This is a genomic window from Sporosarcina sp. QA0331 (assembly GCF_055808055.1).
Window position 1 is genome coordinate 2,415,559 of the sequence record NZ_CM147850.1, and the last position, 17,748, is coordinate 2,433,306.

Consider the following 17,748-nt stretch of genomic DNA (forward strand, 5'->3'; position numbering starts at 1 on the left):
AATAAAAGGCAAAGGTCTCGCTAAGTCAGAAATTTATGTAGTAAAAATCCTGCTATCATAACCGATGGCTCTTGCCATGTATTGACGACTATGAAATAGGTTGCCCTATAGCTACTCCCCTTTGACAACTGTCAAAAGAATTATTAAGTTGTTGAGTGCTTCTTTAGTGATTATACCATCAAATATTTCCGGACACAATTTATTCACCGATTTTAATTTGGAAAGTTTCATTGTCTTTATGTTCCTTAAAGAATTTTGCCATAGTTGGGATGGATTCAATGAAATCCGCACATTCGATTGAACTGTTTTCAAAAAGCTTTTCGGCAACTGATGTATCGAAATGGGAATTCCAATTCAAATAATCCAGTGTTTCAATCTCTACACCCATCCTACGCTGTACATATAACGGTCTCATTGCTATCTCAACAATCTTTTTAGGTACTCTCCCTTTTGGTTTTTTTCCAGTTAAAGCAATTGTCATTGCCCTGAAAACTTCTTCTACCGGATGGGGTGAAGGATCAGTCAAATGGACGGTTTCTCCAATCGCTTCTGCCTTGCTGGAAAGGTAAACCGAAGCATTGAGAATGTAATCGATCGGAACAACATTGATGCGTGATTGTGTCTTTCCTACGTACGGTATGAAGGGCATCCACTTTAAACGGTCAATCATATTCATAAAAAAATACGGCCCGTCAAATTTTATTGTTTCCCCTGTTAGAGAGTGACCACGGACAATCCCCGGCCGAATGATTGTAACCGGCTTTGCATTTTTTAGTTCTTCAACTAAAAGTTCCGCTTCGAATTTTGTCTCTTCATAATGGTTTTTAAATGCTACGGGTCGAATAAGTTCGGTTTCAAGTAGCAACCCTTCTCTCAAACCTGCCACATATGCTGTACTGAAATACATATATCGATCCATCAACGGATGATTCTTAATAAAGTCATTCACATTTCGTGTACCTTCGACATTCACCTTCCAAGCGATCTCCGGCTTCACAGCAAGATCATAAATTGCAGCCAAATGCCATACAGTCATCCTAATCTCTCGTAATTCGGATAGTATCCCCTCTGTCAATCCAAGATCGGTTTGGGTAATATCCCCGATAATTATTTCTACAGGAATCTCTTCGCCAACCTCTTTCATGATGTTACGAACTTTTTCACTTGCATGCTCCACTTCATGTGCCACGACGAGTACATATACCTTTTTTGCTTCATCCCGACGGATCAATTCCTTGATAAGCTCAGTCGCAATAAAACCCGGAAATCCTGTAAAAAAATGAGTCCTCATAAATCCCCCTCGCTTCCGATTAAGTATAGCACTATAATAAACTAGTTTACGGATAGCTTAAAGACAATTCTAATTAATCAAAAAGAAAAAACGCCTGGAGACCAATGCATCTCCAGGCATTTTCATTATTTCGTTTCAACTGCGCGTTTTCTCGTTTCGCGGTCAAACAAGCTATAAATGATTGGAACGATATACAGCGTAAGGAAAGTGGAACTGATCAATCCGCCAATTACAGCGATCCCCATTGGCTGGTTCATTTCCGTTCCTTCACCGATGCCGAGCGCAAGCGGCAACAGTCCTAAAATTGTCGTTAATGCCGTCATTAAGATTGGACGTACACGATCCCTCACCGAAGCGATGATGGCGTCGTACGATGACATGCCGGCGTCTTTCCGTTGGTTGATGTAATCGACGAGGACAATTCCGTTATTGACGACAATACCGACAAGCACGAGGATGCCAATGACGGCAGTCACACTGATTGGCGTATTTGTTGCAAATAATCCTAACGCAACCCCAATAGCCATTAGTGGTACAGAGAACATAATGACAAATGGATATTTGAATGACTCGAACTGAGCAGCCATTACAATATAGACAAGGACGACCGCAAGAACGATGGCCATCAGCATGTCATTGATCGCATTTTCGAATAGTTCCCGATCTCCGCCATAGGACATTTCCGTCTCTGACGGCAAATCAATTCGCTCCACTATTTCATTTACTTCGGCAGTCATATCACCTAATGATAAAGATGATTTATACTTCACATCGAAAGTGACAGAATGGGCTTGGTCAACCCGCTGGATAGAAACCGGGCCTTCCTCTATGGAAATTGTTGCAACATCCCGTAGCGCGACGAAATTGCCTGTCTGTGTCCTCAACTTGATTTGTTTTAATTTATCAATGCTGTTTCTGTACCTTTCATCATATTGAACAATGATCGAAACGACATTTTCTTTTTTATCAACAAATTGAGATGCGAATTGCCCCCGTGTAATCGAATTGACCGTTTGTGCGATTTGATAAGGAGCTAGTCCGAGATTGGATGCCTTTTCGCGATTCACCTCGATATGAATCTCTTCGACTGTATCTTGAAGATTATTCGAAACTTCAAGTGCCGAATCCAATTTCCGCAGCTCATCGTCAAGTTTAGCTACCGATTCATTCAACCTTTCCTCATTCGTATCTTTCAATGAGAAGGTTAACGTATTCGGGCTTGACCCGGCTGCAGTTTGCATTTCAAAACCGATGCTAGCATCATCACCTACAAGATCGAGCACATCAGGTTGAACATCGTCGACAAACTCAAATACCGAACGTTCCCTCTCCGCGAGAGGCACAAGCTTGACGTACATCTCGGCGCGGTCTGATTCTGCACTACCTTGCGCCATGCTTTGCTGCGTCCCTCCGATAAGGCTGACGTAAACGTCGATTTCTTTCTCCTCTTTCAGCGTGGACTCAATCCGTTTTACAACGTCATTTGTGGAAGACATCGATGACCCATTCGGCATCTTAATGGATATGCTGAAGAATCCCTCATCCGTTGCCGGCAGAAATTCAGTTCCGACCTTGAATAAACCGAAACCGCTGCCCGCAAGAAGAACAATCGTTAATAATAAAATGACGGCACGGTTCTTGAGCGACCATTTCACAGACCGTTCAAATCTGTTCAGCGTCTTCGAACGACGTCTTCTCGCTTCGATATTCTTTCTCGGTTTCGTAAGCATTTTGCTAGCCATCATCGGCACAACAGTCAATGCGACGACGAGTGACGCAAAAAGACTAAACGAAATCGTCAATGCGAATTCAGTGAATATCTGTCCGATTAACCCGCTAATGAAAAAGACTGGAACAAATACGGCGAGCGTCGTCAACGTCGAAGCGGTAATTGCACCGCTGATCTCTTTCGCTCCATCCCTCGCTGCTTCTGTCCGATTTTTCCCCATCGCCAAATGACGTTCAATGTTTTCGATGACGATAATCGCATTATCAACAAGCATCCCGATGCCTAATGCCAACGCGCCGAGCGTCATAATGTTGAGCGAGAAATCAGCGAAAAACATGAGCACAAACGTGACAATTACAGAATAAGGGATGGCAATGCCGATAATGATCGGGCTTTTGATTCCACGAAGGAATAAAAATAAGACGATCATCGCAAACAATCCGCCAAGCAATAGCGATTGCCCGATATTTCCAACAGCGAGCTTCACATAGTCACCTTGGTCGAACAAAATATCCGCTTCAACATCTTTGTATTCCTCTTGGACAAGAAGGTTATCCAACGCATCCTTGAATGCAGTAGAAACAGTCGCGGTATTGGCTCCTGATTCTTGGAGCACCGACATTAGGACAGCCTGTTGATCATTCGCCCTCGTTTCGGAGGTTGCTTTCGCCTCAAGCATTGCAACGTCTGCAACATCCGACACCTTTACTTTGCCGCCAGTCATTGGATTGACGCCGACTACAACATTTCTTATATCAGTTATCGTTGTCAATGTACTGATGATTCTCGTCGTCAGTTGCTTTCCGTCATCCGTTTCGATCGGTTCCCCTGGCATTGATACATTGCCCGCTTGGATTCCCTGTACGACATCCGATTGGATGAGTCCAAAATCCTCAAGCTTCTTCTGATCTAAAATGACTTGGACTTCTTCCACCAACTTACCTGTAACGGTGACACTCGCAACACCCTTCGTCCGACGCAGCTCTGTTTCCAGTTGCTCCGCAATATTACGTATATCCACTTCTTCCGAAGTTGTTCGAAGCGACAGCTGGATGATTGGGAATTGGGCCGGGTCAAATTTCATGAACCGCGGGGCATTGGCGCCTTCAGGTACCGGAACTTGGTCGATTCGCTGCATAATATCCAGTTGCACATCATCAATATTTGTTGACCAATCAAACATGAGCAAGATGAAATTTGCGCCTTCCTGTGAAGACGATTGCATTGATTTCAAGCCAGGTGCTGTCGACAGACTTGCCTCCAGTGGTTTTGTTAGCTTCTCACTCACTTCGGTGGATGAGGCGCCTGGATAGTTGGTAACGACGACTGCCACCGGCGGATTCAAATCAGGAATGAGTGTTACCGGTATTTTGAAAAAGGAAACTGCCCCTAGAATGATGACTAAAAACATTGTCACAATTGTAAAGACAGGTCGTTTAATAGAAAAATTACTGATTTTCATTTGCACATCCCTTTCGTGAGATAAAGTGAAACTTCAATCAGTAGGGGTCTTCTCACCCTGCTGATTGTTAGTTGAACCAATCGGGCATCTACTGGCTGTTGACCCCGATTAATAATTATTAACTCCCCGCCAATTTTTGAAGGCGGGGTCTTACAGCCAGTTATGCGGGACAAACGATTACTTCTATCATATTGAAAGATGCTTTTAACATCAATCGCGAGCCTACAATTTCACGATAAACAGTCTTTGGAAAGTTATCGATCATTTCCTTACGTTTATCGATCAATCTGAACGAGTTATCGGTTATTTCCCAGAAGTTATCGATCATTACCCAGGATTTATTGTCATTTCATGACCTTTGGCCCACAGAAAAACGCTTCATACACGTCCTCCAACTAAAAAACCGGAAAGACTGCGTCTTCCGGTTAGGTTCATTAATTATAATAAGCTGTACAGTCGGATGTCCGGATATTTATCGCCGAACCAACGCAATGCAAAGTCGTTTTCGAAAAGGAAAACAAGATTATCATAGCGGTCCTTCACAAGCATTGAACGTTGCCCTGTCATAGACTCTTTTACGTCGCTTTCATTTTCAATCCAGCGTGCAACTTTGTTGCCGATATGTTCCATGTGGACATCCACGTTATATTCGTTTTTCATCCGATGCTCGAACACTTCGAATTGAAGTTGACCAACGGCACCTAGTAAAACTTCTTCTGTATGCAATGTTTTGTAATATTGGATTGCACCTTCTTGGACCAATTGAAGAATTCCTTTATGGAAGTGCTTTGATTTCATAACGTTTTTCGCTGTAACCCTCACAAATAGTTCAGGGGTGAACTGCGGTAAAGCTTCAAATTGGAAATTCGACTTTCCACCGACAACGGTGTCGCCAATTTGGTAGTTCCCCGTATCGTACAAGCCGATAATATCGCCTGCAACTGCTTCGTTTACCGTTTCGCGGTCATCCGCCAAAAATTGTGTCGTCTGTGATAACTTAATCGATTTCGAAATCCGTGGTACAGTGACCGACATTCCTCTTTCAAACCCGCCGGAAACGATCCTGACAAAAGCGATCCGATCACGATGGGCAGGGTTCATATTCGCTTGGATTTTGAAAATGAAACCTGAAAACTCGTCTGAATTCGGATCAACAAGCTGATCATCTTTCGTCTTTCTTGGCTGTGGGGATGGTGCAAATTGGAGGAACGTCTCCAAAAATGTTTGCACACCGAAATTCGTCAAGGCGCTGCCGAAAAATACTGGTGTCAATTCTCCTTTGGCTACTCTTTCCACGTCGAATTCATTGCCAGCTTCATTTAAAAGCATGACGTCTTCAAGCGCTTGCTGATAATAGGAAGTTTCCATCATCGGATGTTCAACCGCCAGCTCTCCCTCTTCATTCAACGGAAGGAAATGGCTGTCCCCTTCGACACGCGCTTGTTCGATGCGGTTGTTGTAACGATCGTAGACGCCGATGAATTCTTTTCCCATACCGATTGGGTAATTCATTGCGTATGATTCGATCTCTAGGACTTCTTCCAATTCTTCCATCAATTCAAGCGGCTCTTTTCCTTGTCGGTCCATTTTGTTCATGAACGTAAAAATCGGAATGCCTCTCATCCGGCATACTTTGAAAAGTTTAATCGTTTGAGGTTCGATACCTTTGGCTGAATCGACCATCATGACCGCGGCATCGACCGCCATGAGCGTACGATATGTGTCTTCACTGAAGTCTTCGTGGCCTGGTGTGTCCAAAATATTGACGCGCTTGCCGTCATAGTCGAATTGCAACACCGAGGATGTTACTGAGATTCCACGTTGTTTTTCGATTTCCATCCAGTCGGATGTTGCGTATTTGCCTGTCTTTTTCCCTTTTACTGTCCCTGCGTCACGAATCGCACCGCCAAAATAAAGCAATTTTTCCGTCATAGTCGTTTTTCCGGCATCCGGGTGGGAAATGATCGCAAACGTGCGTCGTGATGCGATCTCTTCATGTATTGGTTTTTGCATTTTGTCAGAGCTCCTTCTTTTCCACTTTTTTAAGCATAGACAGATTGCAAATCATTTTCAACAATTTTTTCTCCATTGCGGAAAGTCTTTTGCGAAAAGGAAAAGAGCTGCCTAAATTGACAGCTCTTCATCCTCTTTTATTTCTCTATAAAACCTCTTCCAAACTTATTCTCCGCTTCGTTTAATGCGATGTCGGCGTCGGAGTGGGGTAGTTTTTCTCTGCCGATAATTTGATAATCTTCGTGGCCTTTTCCGGCAAAGATGATAATATCCCCTGCATCCGCCACAGATACAGCGTGGCGGACGGCTTCCTCACGATCGCCTATGCACGCGTACTTGTCATGTTGCATGCCAGCAGCAAGCTCCGACAAAATCGTCTCATACGGTTCATCACGTGGATCGTCCGTCGTCAAAATGACATAATCGGCGACTGACGCTTTCTCCGCCATGATCGGACGCTTTATCCGATCCCTATTGCCCCCTGTTCCGATGACGAATATCAATTTGCTCTCCGCATCTTTATAAGGCAATACTGCTTGGATCGCCTTCTCGATCGCGTCAGGTGAATGGGCGTAATCGACATAGATTGTCAATGGCAATTCCGTTTCGACTTTCTCCATTCTGCCTTTTGCGGCAGGAATGACAGCAAGTCCCTCTAGAATTACTTCCATTTCTAGCCTCTTTGCATATAATGCCGCAATGACTGCGAGCGCATTATATACATTGAATTCGCCTATAAGCGCCATCGTGACATCGAAGCTTCCAGCCGGAGAATCTAGGTGGAATGAAGTGCTATCTACTGTAAGCTTCACTTCTGTTGCACGAAAATCCGCATGGTTGTGAACTCCGTACGTAAATACCGGGAATGAAGTCATCTCCTTCATACGATCTCCCCATGGGTCGTCCGCATTGACAATACCGAATTTCGACTGCTCCAGATCTTGTCCAAGCTGGGCGAATAATAGCCCTTTTGCATGACCGTAATGCTCCATCGTTCCATGGAAGTCCAAATGGTCATGCGATAAGTTCGTAAAAATCGCAATATCAAATTCGGTGCCTGCTAATCTTCCTTCGACAAGCCCGTGCGATGAAACTTCCATTGTCATTGTCGAGCATCCGGCGTCGGCCGCTTGCTTAATCATTTGCTGGGTCGTCAGTACATCGGCAGTTGTATTTTCAGTTTCAAATAAAATGCCGTCCAAATTGAAACCAATCGTCCCTGTCACAGCAGATTTTTCGCCTGCATGGCGTAAAACCGAATGGAGCATATTGCTGACGCTCGTTTTTCCGTTAGTCCCTGTCACGCCGATCATTGTCATCCGTTTTGAAGGGTACTTCAGAAAACGGGGTGCTAGCAAAGAGACCGCTTTTGACGTATCCTCCACATAGACGACCGCCACCTTGTCCAAATCGACTTCGACAGGACTTGAAGCCACAATTACTCTCGCTCCGTTGTCAATTGCTTTCGAAACGTATGCATGTCCATCGACGGTAAATCCTTTTATACAGACAAACACACCTCCAGCATTGACAGTTCGTGAATCGACTGCAATGTCCGTAACTGTGTCAGGTAAAATCCCTTCCACTCTCTTAATTGGCAAACTTGAAAATAAATACTCTGATTCCATCATCAGGCCTCCTTTAGTCCATCATTTCGGATGTTACATAAGCATGCAATAATTGTGCGGTCGCTTTCAAGGAATCGACATGAGTCCTTTCCAATGCATGAGACGATTCAATCCCAGGGCCAAACAACGCATGCCGTACATCGAAGCCCGCACGAATTGCTGCGGATGCATCAGATCCATAATAAGGATAAATGTCTAACTTGAATGGGATGCTTCCCTTTTCACAAAGACCAGTCAAATGCCTCGTCAAAGCATAGTGGTAAGGTCCGCTTGAATCTTTCGCGCAAATCGACACGGTATATTCATCTGAAGATTGTCCATCACCGATTGCCCCCATATCGACAGCAATATATTCAACTGTTTCGTTCGGAATGTTAGAGTTTCCTCCATAACCGATCTCTTCATTGTTCGAGATGTAGAAATGAGTTGTATGCGGCAGTTCCGATCCGTTTTCCTTCAATGAGCGTATCAATTCCAAAAGAAGTGCAGTGCTCGCTTTGTCATCGAGATGTCTTGATTTGACAAAACCGGTTGGCGTCACTTCGAATCGTGGATCGAATGAAACAAAATCACCGACTTCAATGCCAAGCGCCCTCGTTTCCGCTGCATTCGTCACCTTTTCATCGATTCGCACTTCGATATTATCAGCATTCCTCTCTGCACTCCCCGAATTGCGGTATACATGGACTGTCGTCTGGTGCATCAAAATCGTTCCGCGAACTTCCTTCCCGGAAGCTGTATGTATATGGCAATACTCACCTTCCACAGCATTCCAGTTAAACCCCCCGATCATCGTAAGTTTCAATCTTCCATTTCTTTTTACTTCTTTTACCATCGCTCCAAGCGTATCCGTATGTGCGGTCAATAGACGATGTCGCGAATCATCTTTACCAGCTAAAGTAGCAATAACTGCCCCTTTATTCGTCTGTTTGAAAGGAACCCCGATTTCCCCCAGTTCTTCCATAATGACTTGCATTACCTTTGCAGTGAAACCTGATGGGCTCGGCGTTTCTACTAACCTTTTCAATAATTCAGTCGTCCTTGTCTCGTTAAAATGTTGCATCTTTTATTCCCCCTGTTTGTTTTTCTGAAATTTCTGTTTCCGAAATAAAACAAATGATGTATGATACTTATATTACTACTACTTTCCGAGGTGCATCAATGGAAAACGGTCAACCCATTCAAATGAAAAATAAATATCTCATTATTTCATTCAGTTTTATCGTTTTCGTTCAACTTATTGCTTCGCCCTTATTCGAAGAATCGACATATATATTGCCGATTACAGCAGGCGTAATATACAATCTCGGTATCTTCGGCCTACTTTACTTCGATAAGCTCAATCAAAAGATTATAAGCTGGCTCATTATATTAGGAAGCAATATTTATATTCTTGCTTTGCTGTTCGTCAACGCAGACTTTCCTTATCTATTCTTTTTATTTTTCCCTATCATCATGTCTCTCGTCTTCAGCGACAAATACTTGCATATATCGATGCTTATACTAACAACAGTCGAGTTGACCATCTTACTGCAAGTGTTAGGTCCATACTTCCATCCAATCAGAAGTGCAAATATGGTTATCCATTTCAGCTTCCTATTTTCAATCGTCTTATTGCTCCTGTTCATCTTTACGGTAAAAATCGGCCCACAGTTGAAAAAGCTTCACTTTGAAAAAGAAGTGATGAGTGCAACTCTTTCGTCAAAAGACGGTTATTTAGACTTGTTTTTCGAACATGCACAAGATGCGATAGCAGTGTTTAGTCTTGATCAAAAAATACTCGCTGTCAACCCCGCGTTCGAAGAAATGTACGGATGGAAAAAAGAGGAATGCATCGGAAAACCTATTCGACTGACACCTCCATCTGAATATCAAGGCCTCGCCGAGCGTAAAAAACATCTATTGCAAGGTAGAAGCTTTAAAAATATCCGTACAAAAGAGCTTCGTAAAAATGGAACTGTATTTGATGCAGAAACGACCATTGCTCCGATTTTTGATAAAGAAAAGAACATTATTGCCTTATCCGTCATCACCCGTGACATAACAGAAAAGCTTCAAGCAGAGCGTCTAAAGATTGAGGCGGTCAAACTGAATGCAATTGGAGAAATCGCTGCGACTGTCGCACATGAAGTGCGGAACCCGATGACATCGGTGAACGGCTTTGTACAATTGATGAATGAAGACCCGGAGAATCCGTACCGCGCCTACACAGAAATTATGGAAAGTGAAATCGAGCGGATCAATTTAATCGCCAGTGAATTTTTGATTTTGTCGAAGCCTAATATTAAACAACGGAAAGAAATAGACGTTGAAAATAAAATTATTGAAGTTATCGACCTTTTTGAAGAGGAACTGAAAATGCGACAAATTAATTGTTCGCTCTATTTAGCAGAGTATCCGACCACTGTCTTTGGGAACGAAGAAAGCTTGAAACAAGTATTCATCAACCTAATGAAAAACGCTTTAGAAGCTGTGAACAATGGAGGAAACATTACATTTTACAATTCGATTATTAATAATATGATTTCCATTACATTGATCGACAACGGTCATGGGATGAATGAGGAGACGTTCAAACAATTGTTCATGCCATTCTTCACGACAAAAGATGGGGCTACTGGACTGGGACTCGTCATTACGAAAAAAATCATTCTAGATCATGGCGGCAATATCGAGTTTAAAGGCTTCCGAAAAAACGGCACTGAATTGACCGTCACTTTTCCGATTTATTCATTGAATAAAAGTAAGAATCTTATTAAAGCAGCTGAATAATGCGAATAACACAAAGAGGCGAAGGAAAATGCAGTCTGCATCCTTTCGCCTCTTAATTTTTACTTCATTAGGGATTTCACGAGTGTGAGTTTATTGCCGTATGGCGGATATCCGAGACGGATTGGCAACTTTGTGCTCTTCTTCAAAATTGATTTTGAATGGGTGAACAGGTCAAAGCTTGCCTTCCCATGATAAGCATTCATGCCGGATGCACCGACTCCGCCGAAAGGAAGATGGATATTCCCGACGTGTGAAACTGTATCATTAAGGCATCCACCGCCGAATGAAAGATGTTCCAAGAAATAATCCTGCGCCTGATTGTTTTCCGAGAATAGATAGGCAGCAAGCGGTTTCGGCATTTGTCTAATACGATGGATTGCATCACCTAAATTCTGATACGTCAAAATTGGAAGTACCGGTCCAAAAATTTCTTCCTCCATCGCCGGTCCATCCCATGAAACACCGTCTAATATCGTTGGGCTAATATATAGATCATCACGGTCCGATTTTCCGCCGACAACGATATGTTTCTTTTCTTTACTGATCATTTTAACGAGTCGATCAAAATGCTTCATGTTCACGATCCTGCCGTAATCAACACTTTCAGCACTGTCTTTCCCGTAGAAGTCATGGATGCAGTCGATGATTTCCGTTAGGAGTTTTTTCTTTACTGAATCATGAACGAGTACAAAGTCAGGGGCAACGCAAGTTTGTCCATTATTCACGAATTTCCCCCACACAATCCGTTCCGCGGCTCTTTTAAGATTCGCGGTCTGATCAACAATGACAGGGCTTTTTCCGCCAAGTTCCAATGTGACCGGTGTCAGTCGTTCCGCAGCCGCCTTCATAACAATCTTACCGACTGCGGCGCTTCCTGTGAAAAATATATAATCGAATCGTGCATGGATCAGAGCAGTTGTTTCTTCGATTCCACCTTCAACGACTTGTACATAGTCTTGCGGAAAGATTTCTGTTAAGATGTCCTTTATGATTTTTGCGGTATGTACAGTCGCTTCAGACGGTTTGACAATTGCACAGTTTCCCGCCGCAATAGCGCCTACTAAAGGATCCATAATTAACTGAAATGGATAATTGAAAGGCCCTATAATCAGGACAGAACCATATGGCTCCCGAATGATAAAGCTTTTTGCAGGTTGTAAATGTGCTGGCGTCTTCACATGTTCCGGCTCCATCCATTCTTCTAAATGCTTCATCATGAACGAAATGCTCGATAATACAAATCCCACTTCTGTCACGTATGATTCGAATTGACTTTTCCCTAAATCCTTTTGTAACGCTTCATATATTTCTTCTTCTTTATGAATGATCGCCTTTTTTAAGCGTTCTAGCATATCCAACCGGAATTCAACATTTTTCGTCGCTCCGGAATTATAAAAATTCCGTTGAAAAGTGATCGTTGAATCGATTTTACGAGTTATCTCCATTGGAATTCTCCTCCTTCAACAAACCAAATTGTCAATATAGCAAAAGGACTGATTTTCATTTTCGTCAAATTCCGACCAATTACGCAGTTTGGGGAAACAAGCGCCAACATATACTATGATTACCTGATACATGATTTTATTACTGGTTTTTGATTGTTTCTACTAATAAAATCAATGCAAAATGGCTTATGCATTAGGTCAGCAAGCAATAGGTCTAACGATTCTTTTTCAGTAGTGTACGTTTTAGTCTCTCTCATTCACGGGTAAAGACATATCACATAACCACAAACCAATTATGATTGAACTGGAGGAAATGAACATGACAACGACAGAAACTTGGTGGGAAACAATTTTTGAAGGGAATCTTTCATTAGGTCTCAACAAGGAGCGCATCACGGACCTGGATAATGAAACTTTCCTCTACTTTGACAACGAACATGAGATGGAGCATGACCCCCACCAAACTCATACACATTAATTGACCAAGCTTCCCTAATGATGGGGAAGCTTTTTTGTTATTCTATGCTCCGCCATAAATACAACGCGGCATAACTTAAATAGGGAGACCATACCGGAAAATTCGCCTGCATTTCATCAACAGTCGGTTTGCGATCGAGATTCCATAAACGCTTTAAGGCATTCTGAAGCCCAATATCCGCAAGCGGAAATAAATTCGGCCGACCTAGACCGAACATGAGGAAGTTTTGTGCAGTCCATGGACCGACTCCACGATGGACCACCATTTCCCTCGTCACTTCTTCATCGTCCAACTTTGAAAACTTTTCAAGATCCAACTTGCCATCTACGATTGCCTGCGACAATCCGATGACATACTCCGCTTTCCTTCCGCTAAATTGAAGCTTCCGTAAATCGTCCACTTCGAGTGCAGCAATCGTTTCCGGATTCGGATATCGCCATACGCCATCCTGCTGTGAACCGAAAGATTCCACAAAGCGCATAGTCAGCACGTGAGAGAACGCCAAGTTCAGCTGTTGGTGAATGATGTTTTTCATTAATGTACCATATAGTGAAAAGCTTTGGATGAGCGGAGTTCCAGCATGATCTTTAAAAAGTTGTTCCAAATTAGTTCCATCAAAATGGTCAGCGATTGCATCCAACGGGCGGTCAAAATGAAAAATGGTTTTGAGCTTTTCGACCTGTTTGTCATCAACTGCATTCTTCAGTGTGAAGTTAGGTGCACCTGTTGTACCGATGCCACTGAGAGTGACGAGATTCCCTTCTTCCATCGGTATTCGGATTTCTCGTTTCTCCAAATCGACAGCATTCACTGGATCCCCCGCCAATCGTTCAAGTGCCCTGTCAAAATCATATGTGAACGGAACCGTAAATTGACTCTCCATGGTAATCACCCCTTTACTTTCTATCTTACCTTTTTTCCATGGATAGAAAAAACTTTTAAAAATAGTGTTGACTTCTATGAAAAACTAGCTATAATAATAAATGTGCAGTAAGCAAGCAACACACACTTCTCCCGATTCCGTAGCTCAGCTGGGAGAGCGCTACCTTGACAGGGTAGAGGTCGCTGGTTCGAGCCCAGTCGGAATCATTGGGTGCCAAACCCGTAGGAAGGTTGTCGGAACAACAACCTTCTCCAGAAACAGTCCTATTAGGCCGGATGCCTAGGGGCTGTTTTTTTATTTGTATGTAATTCTCCTCCCAGTACTAACTCCCCGATTTTGCTCAATATTATTAATTGGATTTTTGGTTTTCCATCAATTTATATAAATAACTACGTGCCCTACAAACATCTGTCAAAATACAAAAAAGAGCGCCTATATGGACGCTCCTCTATCTATCATTACACATGCAATTATTTACTTTTGATATAATCCATGCCCTGCTGTGTGATTGCCAAAACGAGGTGTTCTGTACCTTCCCCGCTATCGGTAGCGTATCCTGATTCGATAAGGTGATCGATTGCCTGCTTGCTGTTTTCGTCGGCTTCTAACAATGCTTTCGGTAATTTATAACTTCCGCCGTTATTTGCGAAATGATAATCATATAGACTTTGCAAAAGAACATCCGAAAGTTTTTGAACTTCCTCATTCATCATAACTAATTCCCTCCTTCTTTTCACCATTCTACAAAAGTGGAGAGCATCCTACAATTACTACGCTTCGAATCCAGCTTCCTATACTTCGATTCTTCCTTCCCTCAGGCAAATCAACCACTCGATTTGTATCTTCTTTAGGCAATAAGCATATATTATAGTTGGTTGATATTACGTAAAGGTGGGTGTTGAGTTGGATAGAGATGCTTCAAGAAACAACAAACCTATCGACGGAAACAGCAAAAACGAACAGTTAGAACAATTTCGCATACAAAATACAGGAAATCCATTAACGACAAATCAATCAAGGAAAATATCAAATGACTCTGAACAACTAAAAGCAGGTGTACGTGGCCCTTCGCTACGTCAGGATTTTGATTTCTTTGAGAAAATGACTCATTTTGTGCATGAGCCGATTCCGGAAAGAAAAGTGCATGCAAGAGGTTACGGTGCCCACGGTGAGTTCGAATGCTATCAGTCAATGAAGCAGTATACAAAAGCTGGTTTTTTACAAGAAGCCGGGAAAAAGACACCGATTTTCGTCCGTTTTTCCACTGTGCAAGGAAGTAAAGGATCCAAGGACACTGCAAGGGATTTACGTTGTAAAGGCGTTAAATTTTATACCGAAGAAGGAAATTACGACTTGACGACGATTGCCATGCCTGTATTAGTCAATCAGGATGCAATGAAATTCCCTGACGTCATGCATGCATACCAACCTGAGCCGCGTACCGGCATGCCAACTGCCGCTGGGGCCCATGACAACTTTTGGGATTATGTCGCGAATAACCAAGAGTCATTCCACATGGTGTTGTGGATTATGTCTGACAGAGGCATTTTAAGAAGTTATCGGATGATGGAATCCTGGTCGATCAATACGTATCTGTTTGTAAATGATCATGGCGTAGCGACCTTTGTTAGGTTTGTTTGGAAACCTGTTCTCGGTGTTCATTCCCTGCTACAGGACGAGGCACAAAAAATCGGAGGCATCGATCCGGATTTCCACCGACGGGATCTGAGAGAGGCGATTGATCGAGGCGCTTACGCAGAATATGAACTAGGCGTCCAGCTAATTTCGATGGAGGATGAATTCAAGTTTGACTTTGATGTGCTAGACCCTGCAAAGTTTTGGCCTGAAGAGGTCGTCCCTGTTCAATTGATCGGAAAGATGACGTTAAACCGGAATGTCGATAATGAATTTGCCGAATTGGAACAGGTTGCATTTAACCCTGCAAACGTCGTTCCAGGAATCGATTTTTCCAATGACCCTGTATTGCAAGGCAGGTTGATTGCATATCAAAGTGCCCAATATCATCGGTTAGGAAGCGCGAATTTTCAAGATTTACCGATCAACCGGCCACTTTGTCCGTTCAGGAATAATACGAGACAAGGCTTTATGAGATACCGAATCGATGTCGATCAAGTTAATTATCATCATAACTCGCTCGCGGATGATACACCGTACACGACAACTCCGGAAGAAGGAGGATATGTGTCTTATCCGAAAAAAATAGATGGGCACGCCATACGGGCACGCAGCGAATCATTCAATGATTTCTTCTCGCAACCGAGAATCTTTTGGAACAGTTTGACCCCTGTTGAAAAGCAGCATACGATTGAAGCTCTAAGTTATCAGCTTGGTAATGTAAAAAGCGAATCGGTCCGCCAACAAAATGTAGATATGATCGTCAATGTTGATAAAGAATTGGCTAATATTGTCGCAGATAATATTGGCGTCAACCGCCCAAGCGGCACAAATGTCCCAGTTTCAACAAGATACGCTTCACTCAGCCAGGCAAGCACGCCTAAATATGCCTATTCGTTACAAGTAGGCGTACTGATCGGTAATGACTTTAACAGTCGCGAAGTAATGGATACAATAAAGGCGTTAGAAGAGGCTGGAACGTTCGTTGTCATTGTAAGCGAAACGCTTGGAACAGTTACAGGAGACGATGGCACACAACTCAAAGTCGACAAAACTTTCCTGACGACGAGTCCATACTTGCTTGACTCTCTCTACGTCGTAGGCGGAAATCATAAAAGCCAGTCAAAATTCAATTATGAGATCACTTATTTCACACAAGTGGCATACACACATTACAAGCCAATTGGTGTCGCTTCATCTGGAGCATCGTTTATGCAAGCGACGGATGAAAATAATCTTGCCGGCGTCATTTTCTCCGCCAACAATCCGAATTTTGGAAAAGACTTTGTCACCGCTATTGCCCAGCAACGTTTTTGGGATAGAACATAGAATTTATGTAAGTATGGAACGTCCTTGAAGACGTTCTTTTTTTATTAGTTATACAACAAAAACAGCGATTCATTCCTCGCTGAAAGAAAATGGATCGCTGTTTTTACGATATTATTTTACTAGAGGTTCTTTGATTGGCGTGGAGAGCGGCGACTCCTGTGGGATTAGCGAAAGCCGTAACGAAGAACGGATTTTGCGAGTAAAAGCGTAGCGTTACGAGCAGGAATGCCAAAACGGATAGCTTTTCTTTCCTTTAGATGATAGCATTTTTTAATGTTGATTACTGTCTTCCAAAGCTATCAATAAATTTGCAAATTCTTTCTTTTAAAAATAATCACTGAAATAAAGTTTGACAACTTTGTGAACAAGGTAAATAATATAGAAAAGGGGTGTTGGTAATGGAAACCAAATTAAAAATTTTGAATGCAGTTAAAGTTGTCGGCATCACAGTACTCGCCATTGGAATCTCTATTTTCTTATACGGATTTTTTGTAAGCGATTACAGTGCAATTACAGGCATCGGGATTGGAACTGTGATGGGAGCCATCTTCATCTTCCTAATGGGGGTCTTCTTTGTTGCAACGGAAGAAATGCATGAGAAAGTGGATAAAGGAATACGAGTTATTCAATAAACATAGAAAAGGAGCACCCAAAGAGGCGCTCCTTTTTTATGTTTTTCGTCTAGACTACGGGCGCAGATGCTCGGGTCATAAGCCAACCCTGCTGCGAGGCAAAAAACGCCTCTTCGCAGGGTTGTCTTATGCCTGTCGCATCTAAGCAGGCGCCTTTCGCTTTTGTCATTTACATATCCCAAACCAAAATCAACAATGTACCGAAGATTGTGACGAGGGCAATAGCAATTCCGTAATAGATATTTGCGTAGATCGCCACTTTGTCTTCCGACTCACCTGCATGCATAAAGCCGACAAGCTGAACTCCAGCTTGGATGAATGCAGTTGCCAAAAGTATCGTCATCCCTACTGCAAAGGACATATCCAAGAAGTAGACAGTCAATGCCGCTGCAGTCAGAACTAATGAAAAGACAAATCCCATCACTTGTTTACGCGGGAATAATTCACTCAT

The 17,748-nt window shown here is 42.8% G+C and carries 13 protein-coding genes and 1 tRNA gene; 5 read left to right on the forward strand and 9 right to left on the reverse strand.

The features are described 5' to 3' along the window. Nucleotides 1-199 precede the first annotated feature (199 nt). The 5 genes from AC0L13_RS12095 to AC0L13_RS12115 all read right to left on the reverse strand — a co-directional run bounded on the left by AC0L13_RS12095 (nucleotide 200) and on the right by AC0L13_RS12115 (nucleotide 9,186). A complete protein-coding gene (locus tag AC0L13_RS12095) occupies nucleotides 200-1,291 on the reverse strand; it encodes an SDR family oxidoreductase (protein ID WP_473639891.1) in 1,092 nt (363 codons plus the stop codon). A 125-nt stretch (nucleotides 1,292-1,416) separates the two neighbouring features. Next, nucleotides 1,417-4,482, reverse strand: a complete 3,066-nt coding sequence (locus tag AC0L13_RS12100) for an efflux RND transporter permease subunit (RefSeq protein ID WP_473639893.1) — start codon at nucleotides 4,480-4,482, stop codon at nucleotides 1,417-1,419. 438 nt (nucleotides 4,483-4,920) lie between these two features. Further along, nucleotides 4,921-6,495, reverse strand: a complete 1,575-nt coding sequence (locus tag AC0L13_RS12105; RefSeq protein WP_473639895.1) for a peptide chain release factor 3 — start codon at nucleotides 6,493-6,495, stop codon at nucleotides 4,921-4,923. A gap of 137 nt (nucleotides 6,496-6,632) precedes the next feature. Next, on the reverse strand, nucleotides 6,633-8,123 hold the full coding sequence (locus AC0L13_RS12110) for a UDP-N-acetylmuramoyl-L-alanyl-D-glutamate--2,6-diaminopimelate ligase (protein WP_473639896.1): 1,491 nt from the start codon (nucleotides 8,121-8,123) through the stop codon (nucleotides 6,633-6,635). A 13-nt stretch (nucleotides 8,124-8,136) separates the two neighbouring features. Continuing rightward, nucleotides 8,137-9,186, reverse strand: coding sequence for a M42 family metallopeptidase (locus AC0L13_RS12115; protein ID WP_473639898.1), 1,050 nt, complete (start codon nucleotides 9,184-9,186; stop codon nucleotides 8,137-8,139). Nucleotides 9,187-9,284: 98 nt separating this feature from the next. Between AC0L13_RS12115 and AC0L13_RS12120 the strand changes: the two genes are divergently transcribed. Beyond that, nucleotides 9,285-10,895: a two-component system sensor histidine kinase NtrB gene (locus tag AC0L13_RS12120; protein WP_473639900.1), complete on the forward strand. Its 1,611-nt coding sequence runs from the start codon at nucleotides 9,285-9,287 to the stop codon at nucleotides 10,893-10,895. A gap of 59 nt (nucleotides 10,896-10,954) precedes the next feature. Here AC0L13_RS12120 and AC0L13_RS12125 read toward each other — a convergent pair whose 3' ends face one another. Beyond that, nucleotides 10,955-12,340: an aldehyde dehydrogenase gene (locus tag AC0L13_RS12125; protein ID WP_473639902.1), complete on the reverse strand. Its 1,386-nt coding sequence runs from the start codon at nucleotides 12,338-12,340 to the stop codon at nucleotides 10,955-10,957. 319 nt (nucleotides 12,341-12,659) lie between these two features. Between AC0L13_RS12125 and AC0L13_RS12130 the strand changes: the two genes are divergently transcribed. Further along, nucleotides 12,660-12,818 (forward strand): hypothetical protein, encoded by a 159-nt coding sequence (locus tag AC0L13_RS12130; RefSeq protein ID WP_473639904.1) that lies wholly within the window; start codon nucleotides 12,660-12,662, stop codon nucleotides 12,816-12,818. 37 nt (nucleotides 12,819-12,855) lie between these two features. Here the strand turns inward: AC0L13_RS12130 and AC0L13_RS12135 are convergent, their stop codons facing one another. Beyond that, nucleotides 12,856-13,701 (reverse strand): DNA-3-methyladenine glycosylase family protein, encoded by an 846-nt coding sequence (locus tag AC0L13_RS12135; RefSeq protein WP_473639907.1) that lies wholly within the window; start codon nucleotides 13,699-13,701, stop codon nucleotides 12,856-12,858. 133 nt (nucleotides 13,702-13,834) lie between these two features. Between AC0L13_RS12135 and AC0L13_RS12140 the strand changes: the two genes are divergently transcribed. Continuing rightward, nucleotides 13,835-13,907: transfer RNA gene (locus AC0L13_RS12140), tRNA-Val, on the forward strand. Nucleotides 13,908-14,171: 264 nt separating this feature from the next. Here AC0L13_RS12140 and AC0L13_RS12145 read toward each other — a convergent pair. After that, complete coding sequence (locus AC0L13_RS12145; RefSeq protein ID WP_473639909.1) at nucleotides 14,172-14,414, reverse strand: hypothetical protein; 243 nt, start codon at nucleotides 14,412-14,414, stop codon at nucleotides 14,172-14,174. A 190-nt stretch (nucleotides 14,415-14,604) separates the two neighbouring features. Here AC0L13_RS12145 and AC0L13_RS12150 point away from each other — a divergent pair, with 190 nt between their 5' ends. Continuing rightward, the gene (locus tag AC0L13_RS12150) at nucleotides 14,605-16,665 is read left to right on the forward strand and encodes a catalase (protein ID WP_473639912.1); all 2,061 of its coding nucleotides are present in this window, start codon (nucleotides 14,605-14,607) and stop codon (nucleotides 16,663-16,665) included. A gap of 398 nt (nucleotides 16,666-17,063) precedes the next feature. Then, entirely contained in the window at nucleotides 17,064-17,297 is a 234-nt protein-coding gene (locus AC0L13_RS12155; RefSeq protein ID WP_473639914.1) for a hypothetical protein, read from the forward strand. Between the two features lie 169 nt (nucleotides 17,298-17,466). Here AC0L13_RS12155 and qoxD read toward each other — a convergent pair whose 3' ends face one another. Beyond that, on the reverse strand, nucleotides 17,467-17,748 hold the full coding sequence (qoxD, locus tag AC0L13_RS12160) for a cytochrome aa3 quinol oxidase subunit IV (RefSeq protein WP_473639917.1): 282 nt from the start codon (nucleotides 17,746-17,748) through the stop codon (nucleotides 17,467-17,469).

What these genes read in the sequence shown, in the direction of transcription:
- AC0L13_RS12110 (WP_473639896.1), bottom strand. Translation starts at nt 8,123, where the DNA reads ATGGAATCAGAGTATTTATTTTCAAGTTTGCCAATTAAGAGAGTGGAA.
- AC0L13_RS12125 (WP_473639902.1), bottom strand. Translation starts at nt 12,340, where the DNA reads ATGGAGATAACTCGTAAAATCGATTCAACGATCACTTTTCAACGGAAT.
- AC0L13_RS12100 (WP_473639893.1), bottom strand. Translation starts at nt 4,482, where the DNA reads ATGAAAATCAGTAATTTTTCTATTAAACGACCTGTCTTTACAATTGTG.
- AC0L13_RS12105 (WP_473639895.1), bottom strand. Translation starts at nt 6,495, where the DNA reads ATGCAAAAACCAATACATGAAGAGATCGCATCACGACGCACGTTTGCG.
- qoxD (WP_473639917.1), bottom strand. Translation starts at nt 17,748, where the DNA reads ATGAGTGAATTATTCCCGCGTAAACAAGTGATGGGATTTGTCTTTTCA.
- AC0L13_RS12115 (WP_473639898.1), bottom strand. Translation starts at nt 9,186, where the DNA reads ATGCAACATTTTAACGAGACAAGGACGACTGAATTATTGAAAAGGTTA.
- AC0L13_RS12155 (WP_473639914.1), top strand. Translation starts at nt 17,064, where the DNA reads ATGGAAACCAAATTAAAAATTTTGAATGCAGTTAAAGTTGTCGGCATC.
- AC0L13_RS12130 (WP_473639904.1), top strand. Translation starts at nt 12,660, where the DNA reads ATGACAACGACAGAAACTTGGTGGGAAACAATTTTTGAAGGGAATCTT.
- AC0L13_RS12120 (WP_473639900.1), top strand. Translation starts at nt 9,285, where the DNA reads ATGGAAAACGGTCAACCCATTCAAATGAAAAATAAATATCTCATTATT.
- AC0L13_RS12145 (WP_473639909.1), bottom strand. Translation starts at nt 14,414, where the DNA reads ATGATGAATGAGGAAGTTCAAAAACTTTCGGATGTTCTTTTGCAAAGT.
- AC0L13_RS12135 (WP_473639907.1), bottom strand. Translation starts at nt 13,701, where the DNA reads ATGGAGAGTCAATTTACGGTTCCGTTCACATATGATTTTGACAGGGCA.
- AC0L13_RS12095 (WP_473639891.1), bottom strand. Translation starts at nt 1,291, where the DNA reads ATGAGGACTCATTTTTTTACAGGATTTCCGGGTTTTATTGCGACTGAG.